This is a genomic window from uncultured Marinobacter sp. (assembly GCF_947259545.1).
In the GTDB taxonomy this organism is placed as follows: domain Bacteria; phylum Pseudomonadota; class Gammaproteobacteria; order Pseudomonadales; family Oleiphilaceae; genus Marinobacter.
In genome coordinates this window covers 667,152-684,223 of the sequence record NZ_CAMYMK010000007.1, presented here as the reverse complement: position 1 = coordinate 684,223, position 17,072 = coordinate 667,152, and the positions used below count along the sequence as shown (strand labels likewise).

The 17,072-nt window shown below is 57.6% G+C and carries 17 protein-coding genes; 4 read left to right on the top strand and 13 right to left on the bottom strand.

Annotated elements, in window-relative coordinates; translation table 11 throughout:
- Nucleotides 1-56: 56 nt before the first annotated feature.
- Nucleotides 57-860: a class I SAM-dependent methyltransferase gene (locus Q0Y21_RS10900; protein ID WP_297794984.1), complete on the bottom strand. Its 804-nt coding sequence runs from the start codon at nucleotides 858-860 to the stop codon at nucleotides 57-59.
- Between the two features lie 30 nt (nucleotides 861-890).
- Nucleotides 891-2,519, bottom strand: coding sequence for a hypothetical protein (locus Q0Y21_RS10895; protein WP_297794981.1), 1,629 nt, complete (start codon nucleotides 2,517-2,519; stop codon nucleotides 891-893).
- Nucleotides 2,520-2,713: 194 nt separating this feature from the next.
- Between Q0Y21_RS10895 and Q0Y21_RS10890 the strand changes: the two genes are divergently transcribed.
- The 3 genes from Q0Y21_RS10890 to Q0Y21_RS10880 all read left to right on the top strand — a co-directional run bounded on the left by Q0Y21_RS10890 (nucleotide 2,714) and on the right by Q0Y21_RS10880 (nucleotide 5,829).
- A complete protein-coding gene (locus Q0Y21_RS10890) occupies nucleotides 2,714-3,784 on the top strand; it encodes an alpha/beta fold hydrolase (protein ID WP_297794978.1) in 1,071 nt (356 codons plus the stop codon).
- A gap of 148 nt (nucleotides 3,785-3,932) precedes the next feature.
- Nucleotides 3,933-5,309: an FAD-binding oxidoreductase gene (locus Q0Y21_RS10885; RefSeq protein WP_297794975.1), complete on the top strand. Its 1,377-nt coding sequence runs from the start codon at nucleotides 3,933-3,935 to the stop codon at nucleotides 5,307-5,309.
- 97 nt (nucleotides 5,310-5,406) lie between these two features.
- Nucleotides 5,407-5,829 carry an MAPEG family protein gene (locus Q0Y21_RS10880; RefSeq protein WP_297794972.1) on the top strand — a complete coding sequence of 141 codons (423 nt, stop codon included), beginning with the start codon at nucleotides 5,407-5,409 and terminating at the stop codon, nucleotides 5,827-5,829.
- A gap of 18 nt (nucleotides 5,830-5,847) precedes the next feature.
- Here Q0Y21_RS10880 and Q0Y21_RS10875 read toward each other — a convergent pair whose 3' ends face one another.
- The 10 genes from Q0Y21_RS10875 to Q0Y21_RS10830 all read right to left on the bottom strand — a co-directional run bounded on the left by Q0Y21_RS10875 (nucleotide 5,848) and on the right by Q0Y21_RS10830 (nucleotide 15,143).
- Complete coding sequence (locus tag Q0Y21_RS10875; protein WP_297794970.1) at nucleotides 5,848-6,165, bottom strand: hypothetical protein; 318 nt, start codon at nucleotides 6,163-6,165, stop codon at nucleotides 5,848-5,850.
- Between the two features lie 53 nt (nucleotides 6,166-6,218).
- Entirely contained in the window at nucleotides 6,219-7,292 is a 1,074-nt protein-coding gene (locus tag Q0Y21_RS10870) for a class I SAM-dependent methyltransferase (protein ID WP_297794967.1), read from the bottom strand.
- A gap of 233 nt (nucleotides 7,293-7,525) precedes the next feature.
- Entirely contained in the window at nucleotides 7,526-8,014 is a 489-nt protein-coding gene (locus Q0Y21_RS10865) for a CBS domain-containing protein (protein WP_297794964.1), read from the bottom strand.
- A gap of 227 nt (nucleotides 8,015-8,241) precedes the next feature.
- Nucleotides 8,242-9,261, bottom strand: a complete 1,020-nt coding sequence (locus Q0Y21_RS10860) for a sodium:calcium antiporter (RefSeq protein ID WP_297794961.1) — start codon at nucleotides 9,259-9,261, stop codon at nucleotides 8,242-8,244.
- Between the two features lie 57 nt (nucleotides 9,262-9,318).
- Nucleotides 9,319-10,518 carry a cation:proton antiporter gene (locus Q0Y21_RS10855; protein ID WP_297794959.1) on the bottom strand — a complete coding sequence of 400 codons (1,200 nt, stop codon included), beginning with the start codon at nucleotides 10,516-10,518 and terminating at the stop codon, nucleotides 9,319-9,321.
- 96 nt (nucleotides 10,519-10,614) lie between these two features.
- Nucleotides 10,615-11,130 (bottom strand): DUF4399 domain-containing protein, encoded by a 516-nt coding sequence (locus Q0Y21_RS10850; RefSeq protein ID WP_297794956.1) that lies wholly within the window; start codon nucleotides 11,128-11,130, stop codon nucleotides 10,615-10,617.
- Between the two features lie 165 nt (nucleotides 11,131-11,295).
- Nucleotides 11,296-12,033: a sulfite exporter TauE/SafE family protein gene (locus Q0Y21_RS10845; protein WP_297794954.1), complete on the bottom strand. Its 738-nt coding sequence runs from the start codon at nucleotides 12,031-12,033 to the stop codon at nucleotides 11,296-11,298.
- Entirely contained in the window at nucleotides 12,033-12,968 is a 936-nt protein-coding gene (locus tag Q0Y21_RS10840; RefSeq protein ID WP_297794952.1) for an SDR family oxidoreductase, read from the bottom strand. Before Q0Y21_RS10840 ends, Q0Y21_RS10845 begins: the two co-directional genes overlap by 1 nt.
- Nucleotides 12,961-13,854 carry a bile acid:sodium symporter family protein gene (locus Q0Y21_RS10835; RefSeq protein WP_297794949.1) on the bottom strand — a complete coding sequence of 298 codons (894 nt, stop codon included), beginning with the start codon at nucleotides 13,852-13,854 and terminating at the stop codon, nucleotides 12,961-12,963. Before Q0Y21_RS10835 ends, Q0Y21_RS10840 begins: the two co-directional genes overlap by 8 nt.
- Nucleotides 13,851-15,143 (bottom strand): NAD(P)/FAD-dependent oxidoreductase, encoded by a 1,293-nt coding sequence (locus tag Q0Y21_RS10830; protein WP_297794947.1) that lies wholly within the window; start codon nucleotides 15,141-15,143, stop codon nucleotides 13,851-13,853. Before Q0Y21_RS10830 ends, Q0Y21_RS10835 begins: the two co-directional genes overlap by 4 nt.
- 146 nt (nucleotides 15,144-15,289) lie before the next feature.
- Between Q0Y21_RS10830 and Q0Y21_RS10825 the strand changes: the two genes are divergently transcribed.
- Nucleotides 15,290-16,222, top strand: a complete 933-nt coding sequence (locus Q0Y21_RS10825; RefSeq protein WP_297794944.1) for an AraC family transcriptional regulator — start codon at nucleotides 15,290-15,292, stop codon at nucleotides 16,220-16,222.
- On the opposite strand, the gene Q0Y21_RS10820 is transcribed toward Q0Y21_RS10825, so the two are convergent.
- A complete protein-coding gene (locus Q0Y21_RS10820; RefSeq protein WP_297794942.1) occupies nucleotides 16,208-17,071 on the bottom strand; it encodes a phytanoyl-CoA dioxygenase family protein in 864 nt (287 codons plus the stop codon). The genes Q0Y21_RS10825 and Q0Y21_RS10820 overlap by 15 nt on opposite strands.
- Nucleotide 17,072: the final 1 nt, after the last annotated feature.

The following is a 17,072-nucleotide window of genomic DNA, read 5'->3' as shown; positions in this document are numbered from 1 at the left end:
GCCTCCAACGACATAAGACCCGCCTGGTGGACGGGTCTTATGTCCAACCCTACGACTCAGGCCTTGGTCGCAGTAATGAAATGAACAGGCAGCTTGAACTCCACGGCTCCCTGTGAGGTCTGGAATGACGCCAGTTCCTTGCTGGCTTCCTTCACCACCGCTTCTGTCGCGCTCTCCCCAAGTTCAATGCCCGCGAAGGGGAACCAGCCCTTGATATCGGCAAGCACCATGTTCCTGACGCTGTCAAAGTGCGCTGTGCCCTCATGGGTAATGATCACTGGCGCCTGGATGCCCGCTTCTTCGAACAAGGAAGCAAGCCGGTCCTTATTGCCCATCGAGAAGGGGAGTTGAAGTGCATTGCCCACACCTGGGTCGATAAGGCGCTCATAGATGCTTGCCATAGTCGCGTAGGCTGGTAGCTGGTCGAAGGACCCGAAAACCGCCAGCGCCAGGTGTCCGCCGGGCTTCAAGACACGTTTCATCTCCCGGAGCGCGGTCTCCGGGGCGGAGAAGAGCATCAGTCCTAGCTGGCAGAGTACGGCATCGAACTGATCGTCATCATAGGGCAACGCCTCTGCGGAACCTTCTTGCCATTCAATGCCCGGCGAGTTGCGTTTGGCCACAGCCAGCATACCGGGGTTGATGTCCACACCGGAGACGGCGCCACTTTCGCCAACCCGTGAGGCCAACGTTCGGGCCAATATGCCAGTGCCGCAGGCAACATCCAGTACGCGTTGACCAGGCTGGATCTCTGCGGCATCTGCCAGCCGGTCTGCCCATTGCTCGAACAATGCGGGGGCCAGCAATTGCTCGTAAGCCTCCGCAACCTTCTCAAGTTCCTGAACGCTCAAATGACTCATGGAATATCTCCTTTTCTCGTATGAGGGATCCTAAGACCTCCCTGCCAGTGTCTTTATTTGGTTGATTGATTTGCGCTCGGTTCCCGGGGCGGTTTCCAGCAGCCGACGGGACCAGAGCGCGGCGGATTCGGCATTTCCGGATGCATCGGCCGCGCGGGCAGCTCCTTCCAGAGTATTATAGCGTTGTGGCCAGGTGCGATTGGACTGTTGGTATGCGGCCAGGGCCTCTGCCGGGCGATCCAGGGCAAGCAGCAGGTCGCCAAGGGCCTCGTAGGGCGGGAGCAGGGCACCCGGGGTGACCGGATGCTTCTCGACGGTGGCTTCCAGTTCTCCGGCTGAGCGCATCAGTTCAATGGCGCGCTCAGGCTCACCTTCGGCGTTCGCAATCCAGCCGGCAAGGATCCTCCGATCAACCTCAATATAGGTAGCAAAACGCGGATCGGCGGCGGACTTGGCGGTTTCCGCCAGTTTAGCCAACCGTTGTTCGGCCTCCAGCGCGGTGTCCAGGTCATCGGTGTGAACGGCTCCCAGTCCACGGGCAAACCAACTCAGGCCCTCAGGCCATGGAAATTGATCCCAGCTTATATAGTCCACGGCACGCGGAGTAATGGCGGCAGCCGCCTTCCAATCCCGTGTTTCCACGGCCAATCGTGCCGGGATGGAAGCCAGGTGAAACGCGCCGGGGAAGTTCCCCTGGTGCGGACCGTTGTTCCGGGCGGATTCCCAGACATCCCGGGCAGCACTGTCTTCACCGCGCTGGAGGTGACCATAGACCAGATAGTCCAGAGCATGGATGTAATGGAACGACGTAGCGCCATCGACCTTGTGATTAACCGCCACCTCTGATGACTGCTGATTCCAGTCGATCATCCGGGGCCAGTCGCCCAGCCGGACGTAAATATGTGAAGGCATATGCAGTGCATGGGGGACACTGGGGGCAATCTCTGTATAGGAATCCACGATTTCAGTCGCATTGGCAGCACGACCGTCAGCGTCAGTGGCGTGGATGGAATAATGAACCGCTCCGGGGTGGGTGGGTTCGGCCTCCCAGGCCGCGCGCAACACCCTTTCTGCCTCGTCGAGCAATGCTTTCCGGTCTTCGGCGGATAGCGCCAGGGTCAGGCGCGACAGCGCATAAAGCGTGGCCACGTTCAGATCATCCGGGAAGGCTTGATAGGCTTTGTCCATGCCTTTAATCCAGCCGGCCAGGCGCTCCCGGAGCTGATCGGTGTCGGGCTCGAAGAAGGCTGCGGTAGCGTTGATCAGAAGCCGTTCCCGCTCATTCCCGGCCGCATCACGGGCACTCTGGATAGCCTGGCGCCCCTGGGTGATATCCCCCGCGCTCGGTGTGGTGCCCCATAGTGGTTGGAACAGAGTCGTGGCGATGCCCCAGTGGGCCATGGCGCAGTCTGGGTCGGTCTGGGTAATGGTCCCGAACTCGGCGCGGGCCTGGGTGTACATCATGTGATGCATCATTCCCAGCGCGTGGTCGACGTCAGCGCGCACATCGTCATCGCAGTTTGCATGGAAATTGATTGTGCCGATGGAATCTTCGGTACTGTTTGAAGTTCCACCGTTCGTGTATCCCTGATACGCCAAAGAGGGAAGGGACAGGCTTAGAGTGACCGCAAGAATTGCAAAGCGAAACGTTGTGTTCATGACAGGACTCCAGTGGTTTTGCTGATGGAGCCGGCATGTTCTACAACGGTCAGTGACTGAATAGGGACTACCAGTCACTGGCCCTGCATGCGCAGCTTATAAACCCGAAATTACTCCTATCGTGCTTGATTTGCCAGCCGGCTCGTAGTGTGGGTTTATTGAAAAGCTAACTGGAACTGGTCTACTGTCTGTATATGAGACAGAAGATCAATTTTTGCACAAGTCAGGACGGAGTGTGCATCGCCTACGCGACGGCAGGGCGAGGCCCGCCATTGATGCGTGTTGGCGGCTGGATGACCCATGTGGAACATGACTGGGACAGCCCGATCTGGCAGCACTGGCTGAGAGAGCTGACGCGGGAGCATACGCTCGCACGATTTGACATGCGAGGCTCAGGGTTGTCGGACCACGAGGTGACCGAGCAGGGAGTGGAAGTCTGGATTCAGGATCTGGAAGCCGTGGCCAATGCCCTGGGGTGGCGAAGGTTTCCGCTACTCGGTATCTGCCAGGGCGGGGCCGTTGCGGCGGCTTATGCCGCTCGCCACCCCGAGCGAGTCAGCCGTCTCGTACTGTATAACGCCTATGCTCATGGTGGATATACCAGCGATACACCCAAGTACAAGACGGAAGAAGCCCGCGCTCTGGAAACAATGATTGAGGTCGGTTGGGGCCGGCACCACGGAGCGTTTCGAGAGGTATTTGCCCGTCTGATGTCGCCCTGTGACGCACCAGACCAGGTCGCCTGGTGGGCGGAACTGCAACGGATCACTACGGAGCCGGAGAGTGCCGCGCGGCTCTGGCACGCATTTCATGCGGTCGATATCAGAGATCAACTGGAGAAGCTGCGAACACCCACACTGGTTGTGCACATCAAGGGAGATCAGATGGTCCCCTTCGAAATGGGCCGTGAACTCGCCTCTCACATAGCTGACGCCCATTTTTTACCGCTCGAAGGTAAGAGCCACATACTGCAGCCCGATGATCCGGGCTGGCCCATTTTTGTATCGGAGTTCCGCCGTTTTCTCACCAACCAGGGCGCAGATCAGCCTGCGCCACCTCCGGAGTTCAAATCCCTCACTGGTCGCGAGCGCGCCGTACTGGAAGTCGTTGCCCGGGGATTATCGAATCAAGCCATTGCGGAACACCTGTCCATCGCCCCCAAAACGGCGCGCAATCATGTCAGTAATATCTGCAGCAAGCTGGACATCACCAGCCGATCCCAACTGATCGTCAGGGCCCGGGAAGCGGGATTTGGCGACCACTAGGACAACTGTCCCGCTTACGTTCATTTCATCAAACCATTCGGGACAACCACCTCATGACGGTGGTTGTGGCTGCGCGTAGCGTGATCATTGAGGCCACCCGCAGTTGGCCGGGCACTAAATATTACCGGTGACCTGAGAGGTGATCACCATGGATACCGAAGCCATCAATCAACTGAAGAGCACCTTCCGGGGCGACATTCTGGAGCCGGGTGATGCCGAATACGACGATGTCCGCGCCCTCTACAACGCCATGATCGACAAACGTCCCCGACTCATCGCCCGCTGCTGTGATACGGCAGACGTGGTCACAGCAGTGCGTTTCGGGCGTGATCAGGGCCTGCTCGTTGCGCTGCGTGGATGCGGCCATAACGGGCCTGGCCTGGGCAGTTGTAACGACGGGCTGCTGATAGACCTTTCACTGATGAAAGGAGTCTACGTCGACCCTGACAATGCCACGGTGCGGGCTCAGCCGGGGTGTGAACAGGGCGACGTGGATCATGCCACCCACGCCTATGGGCTGGCCGTTCCGGCTGGCATTGTCAGCACCACCGGGATTTCGGGCCTCACCCTGGGGGGAGGCCACGGCTATCTGAGCCGGTTGCATGGCCTGACTGTGGACAATTTGCTGGAAGCCGAGGTTGTTCTGGCTGACGGGCGAATCGTAACCGCCAACATCAATCAGCATGAGGACCTGTTCTGGGCCATTCGTGGCGGAGGCGGAAACTTCGGAGTCGTGACCAGTTTTCTCTTCCAGGCGCATCCGGTGAAGGATGTCTACGCCGGCCCCATATTCTGGGACCTGGCCGACGCCCGGCAGATCATGGCGTGGTACCGTGATTTCCTGCCTACGGCGCCCCGTGAGCTGGGCATGTTCCTGGGGCTCAAGCGAGTACCGAAGGTGGAACTCTTTCCCGAAGCACTCTGGGGCCGGCCCATAGTTGCTCTCATGACCTGCTACAACGGCACGGAAGAAGAGGGTATCGAAGCGATGCGACCGGTACGGGAGGCGCTGCCCGAACCGCTGCTGGACGGGATGACGCAAATGCCATTTCCCATGTGGCAGTCCGCCTTCGACCCCATCCTGCCCAAAGGGCTACAGTGGTACTGGAAGGGTGACTTTGTGAAAGAACTGCCCGACGAAGCTATCGAACGTCACATTGAGCACGCTTCGCAGGCGCCGGACGGGTTGTCGTTGATGCATCTGTACCCGATCAATGGTGCGGTGCACGACACAGACAGCAACGCCATGGCCTGGAGCTGCCGTGACGCAAACTGGTCCATGGTCATTGCCGGCATCGATCCCGAGCCGGAAAACGCAGAAACCGTCACCCAATGGGCGCGTGATTACTGGGAGGCGATTCACCCATACAACGCCAGCGGCGCCTACATCAATTTCATGATGGAAGAAGGCGACGAGCGGGTGCAGGCCACCTATGGGCCCAATTACCCGCGACTGGCGCGAATCAAGACCCGGTACGATCCGGAGAACTTCTTCCGGGTGAATCAGAATATACGGCCGGGTTGAGCTAAAAAAACGGCGTTATCCGAGCTCCAGGCGGTGCCATGGAAGGCGGGGCTCCGGATCACAACCCTGACGGCATGACTGGAAGGAGGGAGTAACCATGTCCATCCCTGTATTGGTATTACTGGCGTTCGCAGGCTGGACGCTGCTATCAATGGCCCTGACTGTGGGCACCTACCGCTGGTTTCACATACTGAGCGGCCACAACCGCATTGCAGAATTCAGTGAGTACCGTATCGAGGGGCAGGGCTGGTACAAGCGCGCACTAAGGGCACACGCCAACTGTGTCGAGAACCTGCCGGTGTACGGTGCGATTGTGATTGCTATCGTTGCTACGGGTATCAGCAGCCCCGTGCTTAATGTACTCGCTGTGGTCCTTCTGATCGCACGTATAGCCCAGACGAGTGTGCACATCGGCTTTCAGCATTCGGACCTTGCGGCCACCGTTCGTTTCCTGTTTTTCTTTATCCAGCTCGTATGCATGATCTGGATGGGAGTCTATGTTGTGGTTGAGGCAGTGTGATCGGGAATACATGCGCTATCAGTCAGAATAGGCCTCTGGCACGAAGGCATAGGCCTGCCGGACCTGATGCATAATCATCATTGCCTCCTCCGATTCCAGGCCTATTTTCATCAACTGTGGCATAACCAGTCTGCCGACTTTCGAGCTGTCAGACCGGGGGATTTTATGTCTGACAAAAACCTTCGCTATGTCTTCCGGAGTAGCGTTTCTGTCTTGCCGGATGAGCTGGCCAATGTCATTGGCACAGGACTGTTTCGCCGGATCTGTATTGCGGACGTTACGGAGTGCCAGAAGCACCAGAGCGATGAATACAGCAGCTACGAACAAGTAGGTCATATCCCGAACCTGGTCTTTTCAAATGGAAGTCATGGATTCCAGGGTAGTATCCTTCAGTTTTTTGAGGCGATGAAGTAGTTATTGAAGATATCTCCCTCGACCTGTTTGACTTCAATCCGAGTAAACCCCGCTTCCGTAAGCATTTTCCGCGCGGTCTGTTCTCCCCACATTGCGCCGAGACCCGGTCCGTCGAGTCCCATTGATACCGGCACACAGTGCATGCAGGAGATCGTATACATGAAAGGCCCCGCCGGGAACTCTATATTCTCGTGGACATGACTGGAGGCGCCAAAATCAACCATCAGAAACACACCCTGCGGCCTTAGCGCGTCGGCAATACCCTCCAATACGCGAGCCGGTTCGGCCTGGTCGTGGATCGCGTCAAATGCAGTGATGAAGTCAAACCGGTTCTTGACGTCCAACGAGCTTGCGTCGCGCAACTCGAAGTGCGCATTGGTCAGCCCAAGCTCTTGCGATTCCCTGCGGCCTTCCTGAAGTCCTTCCCCGGAAATGTCGTAGCCGACAAATTGACTACTGGGAAACGCCTGCGCCATTAGATTGATTGCGTGTCCACATCCACACCCGATATCAGCCACCTCGATACCGCTGTTCAATCGTTCAATCAGTCCGGGCACAAGTGGCAGCATCGAATCTACCAGCGCGGCATCATGAATGGCGGCGCTGTCTTCCGCCATCAATTGGTGAAATTGTGGATAGGCAGAGTAGGGCAAGCCTCCGCCTTTGCGGAAGCACTCAACGATGGATTCCTCGACTTGCGCCAACAGAGGGAGGAATTGCGTGGGTTGAGCCAGGTTGTCCGGCCCGGCGTGTCGGGTAAGAGCAGCGGCGTGCTCGGGTGGCAGTGAATACGTCGCGTTCTCGGGGGCAAAGTCTATTACCTGCCCGGTCACCATTGCGCCGAGCCATTCCCGTACATAGCGTTGGTTCAGCCCGGCCACTTCTGCGATTCGTCTGTCGCTCGCAGGTGGTAAATCTGCCATGACATCGAACAAGCCGAGCTGGTGACCGATACTGGCCATCTGGGCGAGCGCGGCGTGGTTGAGAACGTCCAGCATATGCCCGGCGAAGGCCTCTGCTTTTTCATTATCAAGGGTTTGACTACTCATGGGAAACCTCCTCCTGATGGCAGGTTGAATCTACGAAGGAGACTGACTGAGTCTTCCTCTTAGCCTAGCAGTTAACCGCCAGGCTGGAAGGCGAAACCTTTGGCTGTTAGTGGTTGATTTTTGAGCTGTGTCAAGCCGGCTGCTGTGTTCTGGGGCATATTAAGCCTTAGCATCTTAACCATTGACGCAGTCGCCGCTAGAGCATGCGGTCGACTGCTGTCTGCCTGGAGCCGCTATAGAGCAGCAGCGGCCTTATGGCTGGGGTGATGTGCGCTGATGTGCCGGAGAAACTCCATGGTCTCCATCGGAGAAATCTGTTTATCTGCAGCCTTCTTCGCTTTCCCCGCGCCCGTGAACGAGACAATGTCCCCCAGGCTCACCATGCCGCAAAGCTGGTTGTACTGATTGACCACGGGAAGGCGCCTGACTTCATGCTCTTCCATCAGCTGTAGCGCTTTCTGAATACTGTCGTCCGGACGGCAGCAAAACAGCTCCCGATCCCTGGAAATATCCTCGCCGCGTAGCTCCCACAACGGTTTATGCTGCATTGCAGCACCCATGGCGATATCCCGGTCGGTGATGATGCCCACCGGATGCTCCTCGCCATCGACCAATGGAATGGCGCCACAGTCGTTGTTCCACATCAGCATGGCGATGTCTTGCAGTGAGGTTTGTGCTGTGCAGCTGGCCACCTCGCTGACCATGACTTGATTAATGTTCATTTGAATGCCCTCTGTCCTGATGAGTCGCGTTATAAATGCCACCAGGAGTAGGCCCTTGCGACAACGAATTCTGCAAACCTCATTGGGCTATTCATCCTGAAGGCGGCGCCGGGTCCAATACCGAACCTGCGCGAGTTCCAATGTGTTCTCTGAACGGGTGATTGTCTATGATGCAGGTCAAGATGGTTCCCGGTGGCTCTTGCCATTCAGAGCATCAGTGTTAAAAGTCACCCGCTAGTCACCACAATGCCCAGTGCCACGGTATATACCGCCAGTATCAACGCACTCTCAAACCCGATTCGCCCGATGCCATAGAGCTGTCGCCGCACCATGCCCATCAGCAGGATCGCGGTCATCAGAATACTGATCAGGCCCCAGGTCATTTGTATTGGCGCCATATCGTGATAGATAGAGCCCCCGGGATAGCCGGCATCAGCTGAAGCCACCACCAGCATATTGAAGCAGTTAGTGCCAAAAATGTTACTCACCGCCAGGGTAAGTGCGCCCCGACGAATGGCGGCAATGGTCGTGACCAGCTCGGGTGATGAGGTGGCCAGTGCTGTAAACAGACCACCAATGAGTGTGTCCGACAGCCCGGTCTCGTCACTGATCACTTTGGCGCTTTCCATCAGCACCCAGCCGGCAAGTCCTGTGACGGCAGCCAAGCCGACGAAACTGAACCAGGCCCTTGTGAGGCTCCCCTGGAGATTCATATCGGGTTTGTCTGGCACTGTATGGTGAGTCAGGCGGGGAATCCACATGGGCTTGTTGTCTGTGCTGCGCACCAGGTGCAGACCGAACAGATAGGCGCCAACAATTACCGGCGTGATCGGGTGGACTCCCCAAAGGGAAACCGGCGGGCTGGCAATTGCCAGCAGGGGCAGCGCCAGAAGCACGATCAACAGTGCAGCCAGCATCAGGTTGGTGGACGATGCCGCCGCATGTTCGAGGTTGGCCTTGCGGTAAATGATATCCGCGATGCCCAGGAACACCAGGTTCGCCGCCATGCTGCCCATAACGTTACTCATGGCAAGGTCGGGCCTGGCATCCAGTGCGGCGCTCAGGGTAGCGGCAAAGTCCGGCAGTGAGGTCACGCCGGCCAGCAGGAAGATACCGAACAGGGCCTCACCCAGCCCCGTTCGATCAGCCAGTTCATCCGCCACCCGTGCCAGCCGGCTGCCGGCGGTGGTAATGACCACGGCGGCGATAACAAACGCGACAATATTGAAAGTCAGGGATGAAATCACACGGCCCTCAGGGAAAGATAACAGTAAGCTGAGATGCGGCACTGTTTGAGACGACGATCAACGCAGAACCCGTCTTACAAGCACCGGCCCAATCAGCTCAAAAAGTATAGTGGAAGCAACGACCACTGGAAGAATGGTGTTGTGGAGTTCTGGAAATCGCTCGGCTGCCAGCAATGCCATACCAATCGCTACGCCCGCCTGTGGCGTCAGCGCCAGGCCAATATTCCTTGGGACTGCCTGATGTTTCACTCTATTGAACATCGCTGCGAAATATCCGCCCAACACCCGGCCAGCCACACGAAGAAAGATATAGGCCAGAGTCAGTAGTATTGCATCATCCACCTTGTACAAATCAATACTTGCCCCGGACAATACAAAGAAGAACACAAGAAATGGCCATTCAATATGCTCAATTTCCCGGAATGACCGGGTGTGGTGGCGGGACAGGGATGCTACCAGGCTACCGGCAATCATGGACGCCAGCAGGGCGGACACACCCAGCAATGAAGACAGCCCAGCCAGTAGTAAAATCAACGCGATTGCTTCGACTTGTGTGGGCTCCCCCGGCCTGAGGCGGCCAGTCAGCCAGGCGGCTGGCAGCCCGATTGCGATCCCGAGAAGGATCGCGCCCCCCAGTTCCCACACTGCATGCAACAGGGCTATTTCTCCGTCACCACCAAGTACCCAGCCGAGCATCGACATACTGAGCCCGAACATGACAATACCCCAGCCGTCATCAATAGCCACGATACCCAGTAACAGCCTGGGCAGCTTTCCGGTGCTCCCGTTCTCCCGCACAGTTTCACTGACGGCAGCAGGGTCCGTTGCCACTGAAATGGCTGCCAGCGATACTGCAACCACAAGGGGAAAACCCAGCACCAGCAATCCGGCGCCGACAAGAAGCCCGCCGCCTATAATGACGAACAACGAAACAACCAGAATCAGAGGACCGGTGTTGCGCAGTCGATCCATCGTCAGCTCACTACCCAGCAGAAAAGCGACCATTACAAGCGCCAACTGAATCAGTGGCTCGCTCAGTCCGCCCAGCAAATCACCGTTCTGATCACCTGGCCATACCTGTTGAGCGAAGGCGATACAAATGCCCACCAGCATCAGAATCGAGATGCGCGGAATTCGGGTGCGGCAGGCAAGGGTATCTGCAAATATGCTGGCGGACAGAATGACGCCCAGGAAGATGATATTAAGAGTGGCCTGGGAGTCGTCTACAGGTAACCAGTTGGGTAGGTGATCAATCATAATAGGTTTGGGTCGATTCCCAGCTCATCCCGCCGACCAGTCCGACGGTTTTCATTCACAACCTCCGTGTCAAAATTTCCCGTTTACTTCTGATCACTATTCAACCGTAATGGTGATCTTTTCCGACATAATCGGCGGCTCGTGGGGCACGTGCATGTAGTCGCCCAACAGCAACTGCAGGGTATGTTCACCCGGCTCCAGTTCCAGCTCGGTGCTGGTCTGGCCACCGCCAAAGTGAATAACCTGATCCGTCGACGGCAGCGGCGCATCCATGGGTGGCAACTGATCCAGATCGAGCAACAGATGGTGGTGACCGGTATTCGCCTCGTCAGTGCCTGCCTTGGCGACTTCCATACCTTCCAGACCGAATTCCACAGTCACCGGACTGGTAACGGAGTCCCCGTCCCTTGGGGGCAGTATGGTGACCTCCGCGTTTGCTGGTGCGCTCGCGCGCTCAGTAGACGGGGTTTCGGTTGCGCCTTTGCTTTCGTCCATGGCTGCCTGGTCCTGTGCCATGGGTTCTGTTTCCTCACTGCTATCGGAACAGCCCTGTAGCAAAATGCCGGTGGTAAACAGAATACTGATCAGCGAGATCTTGAATGGTGCATGCATGGCGAATCTCTCCTTGTGCCATTGGTTGAAATCAACTCATAATTGATCATACAAGCAAGGTAACAAAAAGCTAAGGATAAAAAACTGTGTGGTCAGGGGCCAGTCACAAGGGCATTGTCCCTGGCTGTCATCATTGAGCGCTGGGGCTAGCTTATATTCTCACCATCAGGCGCGCCCGAACACCAGCACCATACCGGTGACTCCCAGCAGAGCAAATACCACGACCTTGAAATAGTCCTCATTCAGCCAGTGGTGTACCCAGTTCCCGATCACAATACCTAATGCCAACAGTGGCAGGTAAAGCACGGTCCGGTCCAGACTGGCCAGCAAAGTACCGTCCCAGAGGTATAGTGCTGAGAGGGAGGTGTTAAGGATAAACCACACCGCCAGCAGGGTGGCGCGGAAGCGTGTCTTGGATGGGGCGATGCCCGCCATGGCATAGACGAGCAGTGGACCACCGGAGGCGAACATGCCGTGGGTAATGCCGGCACTGAACACCAGCCCTCGGGTGATCAGCGGAGGATGGGGGGTGTGGCTCAGGCCGCGCTGGATCATCCATAGTTGGCGCCCGGCAAACCAGACCAGCAGCCCTCCGAGAACGACCTGCAGCGAGTGGCTGCCCAGCCATGGCACCAATAGATAGCCGGCCACTGTGCCGGTGAGCATCAGCGGCAGAATCAGCCCCAACAGTAGCCTGACGTCCAGGTCCCGCCGGTGCTGAACGACGAGAAAACCGGTCATGACCATATTCAGTGGCACCAACACCGGCAGAAGCTGAGGAATGGGTAACACAAGAGCGCCGAGGGACAGGGCAATCACGATGCTGCCGAAACCGGTGATGGTCTCAATGGTGTACGCCGTCAGGATGAACAGGCCCAGTAGTAGCCACGGGTCTGGCAGCATCAGAGCTCTCCTGCAAGGCGAGCCTGCTCGATGAAAAATTCCAGCGTCTGGGCCGAAGTTTTTTCCGGTTGGTAGCCAAACTCTTCCTTCAGGCGCCGGTTATCGAGCACCGGTCGGTAACGAAGGAAGTTGACCTGTTCCGGCCCTACCGGACGTCCCATCAGGCGAGCAATACGCAGGCCAGTGCGCACCAGGGGCACCGGCAGTGTGATGACCGGCTTGCCCAGCTTATCGGCTATCTCCCGGATGGTCAGGGCGCCGTCGCCGGCCATGTTGAAGATACCGCTCTGATCCTGGCGGATGCCCTGTTCCATGGCACGTATGACGTCCTGATCCCAGATAAAGACAAAGGGAGAGTCACTGCCCCTCAAACGCAGCACACGAGGCGCCAGGAAAAGGCCGGTGATCTGGTTACGGGTATGGGCGCCAAGCACGGTCCCGGGGCGGAAGATCAGCTGTTCCAGCTCGGGATGTTTGTCACGGTAACTGGCGAGAAGTTGCTCGACCAGGCGCTTGTGATAGGCGTAAGGGAATTCCTGGTTACCGCGCAAAGGATCGTTTTCGTCGATCCAGGGCGGGTTATCCGGGTGGTAACCGTAGGCAGCGCCGGAACTGGTGACCGTCAGGTGTCGGACACCGGCGTCGATACAGGCTTCCAGCAGATTTTGCGTGCCGTTCACATCAATATCGTAGTCCCGTTCCGGATCCTGTGAGGATTGCAGGATGGAGGCCAGGTGCACCACGTGTGTGATGCCAGCTTCTTTCATGAATTCGCCGATCTTCGGATCACGGATATCTCTGTGCTCAATAGGAAAATCAGCCTGAGGATTGGAACGGATATCGATGCCCAGCACATCAGAGTCTACCGCCAGCTGATTGCCGAGCTGATGGCCGATGTAGCCGGCGGCGCCGGTAATCAGTATGCGTTTAATCATTGGTTTGGTACGCCCAGATTTGCGAGAGAACAACGCCTGATACCAGATGCCAGACGCCCCAGAAGGCTGTGATCAGCATCATGGCCCCGGCATCCGGAAAGAAGGTAAAAAGGATCACCAGCCCCAGGGCGGAATTTTGGATACCCACTTCCATGGTCACGGCCCGCCGGTCCGGCACGGAGAGGAACAGTAGCCGTGCCAGGCCGTAACCGACCCCGAGCGCCAGCAGATTGTGACCCACAACCAGCCAGAAAAAGCTGTGGAACCGATCCAGAAAAAGGTCCAGGTTGTTACTGAAAGCAATTGCGACAAACCCCAGGAAAATCAGCAGGGAAATCACACGCATGGGCTTTTCGCTCCGGGCAGCTAGTTTGGGGTGGCGCCGCCCGGTCAGCATGCCAAGAATAAGCGGCACGGCCAGTACCAAAAGGACCAGTAGCAACAGCTGCCCGGCAGGCACGTCGATCTGCGTAAGGTAGGCGCGGGTATAGGGATTGGCCCAGCCATAGAAGGCAAAGTTGACCGGCGTCATGATGGTGGCGGCCAGGCTGGAAATGCCGGTCATGGTCACTGAGACTGCGACATTGCCCCGGCCCAGCCAGGTCATGATGTTGGAAAAGCTCCCGCCGGGGCAGGAGGCCACCAGAATCATCCCGAGAGCCAGCTCCGGGTCGATCCGGAGCAACCAGGTGGCCAGACAGGTGGCCGCCGGAAGCAGGATAAACTGCGCAGCCAGTCCCGCCAGAGGCGCCCGTGGAATCGTCGCCACACGCCTGAAGTCAGCCGGCGTGAGGTTCAGGGAAACCGCAAACATCATTAAAGCCAGAATGACGTTGAGCGCAATCAGACTGTTGCTGTCAAAGACAATAGGCAGCGACCCGTTCATGCATGCTCCAGCTGCCGTATATGGCTGGCCAGCGTCTTGAGATATTCGCCTTTATCGACGTAGTAAGCCATCCGGGGCAGCTTGATGTAGTCGTAACCGCCGTCCAGTCGTTCGCCGGCATGGCGGCGTTTACGCTCCGCCAGTTTTTTGCCTTGTGGGCTGTCAGTTTCCCGGGCCCTGATATAGAGGGCGGCCAGTCGCGCCTGCTGGAAACGACCCTCCCAGCCCAGTCCGGTCGCCTCGACCATACCCATGACAAAGAGATTGTCGTATTCCGGGTGAAGGCAATTAAGGTACAGCTGGGGAGCGTCCTGATCCTGCGGCCAGTTCAGGTATTTCCGGTCGATGAACGGGTAATGGAGCTTGTAGCCCGTGGCCATCAGGATCAGGTCATAGGTGCCCCGGCTTCCGTCCGTAAACTGCACCTCCTTGCCCTCGATATGGCCAATGTCGGGGCGGGGTTTCACGTCGCCGTGGCCCAGGTGGTTCAGCAACAGGGAGTTGATCACGGGGTGCGATTCGTACAGGCGGTAGTCCGGATCGGGCAGACCGTAATCCGAGGGTTTACCCACGACAGCACGGAGCAGGAGGGCGTCCAGCCGTTGCTTGAGGGGGCGGGGTAGCGTCAGCTTACCGCCGATGGTGTCGATGGGACGCCCTTTGAGGAACTTCGGCACGAAGTAATAGCCCCGGCGTACACTCATGTCCACGGAGGTGGCCTGATGCACGGCATCCACGGTGATATCCGCGCCGGAATTGCCGCAGCCGACAATCAGTACCCGTTGCCTGGCAAATACCTCCGGGCTGCGGTAATCCGCCGAATGGATCAAGCGGCCGCTGAAGTCACCGGGAAGCTCCGGTATGTTGGGTTTGTGCAGGGTGCCATTGGCGATGAGTACACCGTTGAAGAGACGTGACTGACTTTCGCCGTCTTTCTCGGTTGTTACCCGCCACTGATTTCCTTCCGGTTCCACGCGGGTCACCCGGGTGTTGAACTCGAAGTGTTCATCCAGACCGAAATGGGCGCTGTAGTCCTGGAAGTAGGTTTTTAGTTCGCTATGGTGAGGGTAGGGTGCCACGTCTTCCTTCATGGGGAATTCGGCGAATTCAGTCATGCGCTTGGAAGAAATCAGGTGCGCCGAATCGTACATGGTGCTGTGCGGGTTATCGATATCCCAGAGCCCACCGACCGACTGGTGTAACTCAAAGCCCCGGAATGGAATGCCCAGCTTCTGAAGATTGCGGGCCGTAGCCAGTCCCATCGGGCCTGCGCCAATGACTGCGTACATAGTATTCCTTGATATTTGTTATGGAATTGCGATAAGTCTACCCAGATTGTTGTGCCCCGCACCCGACCACTCAGGACACAGAACCGGCAATGCAAGCCATAGACCCCAGTTTTCAGAGCGTCTCCAGTCTTTATAGCAGAGCGATCATGCAGTCGGCGCGACGGCGTGGTCTGGATCTGAGCACTATTCCCTTGCCGGACGCGGACGATGGGCGAATTCCCCTGAATGCCCAGGACGCGCTTTGGGACGCGTATTGTCAGGCGTGCGACGATCCGCTGCCCGGAGTGCAGGTTGGCCTGGATCTGGAAATTGGCCACCTCGATAGCGCCGGAATGTTACTGGTGACCTGTGAGACTCTGGGGGAAGGATTGGACACGCTGGTAGACTATGCCGCCATTGTTGGAGACGGCGGCGAGTTTTCCCTGACGAACCAGAACGGGGCTGCATCGATCAGCTATCGCCCTTATTACCTGGTGCAGCAGAATGAGCGTGTCGATGCGGTTATGACCTCCCTGATCAAGCTGGCCCGCTGGGCCAGCGGGCAGGCCTTTCGGCCCCAGGCGCTGGAGCTGTGTCGGACGGACTCCCGCCATCGTGATGTCTATGCAGAACTGTTGGGTGTGAAGGTGAATTTCGGCTGCTCCGGCAATGCACTGAGGTTCAGAGAGTCGCAGTTGGAACTGCCGCTGATTCAGGCCAACGAGCCATTACGGGAGCATCTGCGTAATCTTGCCGATCACACCCTGGAGCAGTTAGGACATAGTGCACTGATTCAGAAGGTGCGCCGCCTGATTCTGGCCAATCCGGGGTGGGGAAAAGAAAGGCTGGGCCTGGAGCTCGGCTTCAGTGGCCGGCATCTGGCCCGACGGCTTTCCGAGGAAGGGATATCGTTCAAGGTATTGCGTGAAAACCTGCTCTGGGAGGAAGCCCGCCGGCTTCTCAATACGACCGCGACCATTGGCCAGGTGTCCCTGGAACTTGGGTTCTCCGAAGAAAGTGCTTTTATCCGCGCTTTCCGGCGCTGGCAGGGGATAACACCTGCCCGCTATCGCGAACAGCTGCGCTTATCGAGTGGGTGACACCAGAGCCAGCTCCCCGAGCCTCTGCCCATTCAGCAAATGCCGAAATATCTGGGGTGTCATGAATGGTGCCGAACCATCCACGTTGGGCGCGCCAGAGCCTGCAGACATATCACTCCGATTCACGGTCCGGGTTTCAAAAGACAGCCTTGTAAGACGTGTCGTGTTGGGAACGCTCGCATGGAGGTGAGCACCTGAAAAGCAGAGGAGATCACCTGGCAACAGGCTGACTACCAGGGCGTCTTCCCAGCATGGAACCTTGGTAGCAGTCGGCAGCAATGGGTAATCCGGGGCGTTTTTCGCCCGGTACGCCCGCACCATCTCCTGAAAGTTCCAGTCAGCGCTGTCATTCTCGATGATCTGTGTGAAGTAACCGGGGAATAGGGCAAGGGTTCTCTCCGGCGTGGTGTCATAGAGTGGCGTCCACCAGTTAATCTGTGCCGGTAGATTGGAGCCCCAGGTATCCCTGTGAGCGCGAAGCGGCCCGGTACGTTCGCCTTCTTCACCCGACCTGGGTGGCTGGACACGAATGAAAGTCCCGTCGCCGTATGTGTCGTCCAGATCGGTATGGAGTTCGGACAGTACCTGACGCCATGCCAGATCCACATCGCTGTCGTTTCTCACGGCTGTGCGCAATGCCTCGGAGGCGTGTTCGATTTTGATGGGTGACATCGATTGATGGGCACGGGTCGGATCATTGCCGAGATGGCTGAAGCAATGTGCGCGTAACTTATCGGTAAGCTGGGCCATCGCATCAAAACTCCGAAAAACGATCAGCTCCCCCCGGTAGAGCCTGGCGTTGCGCTCGGCCTCGGGCAGGGGCGTTGCCAGTTGATACAAAACGGTCATA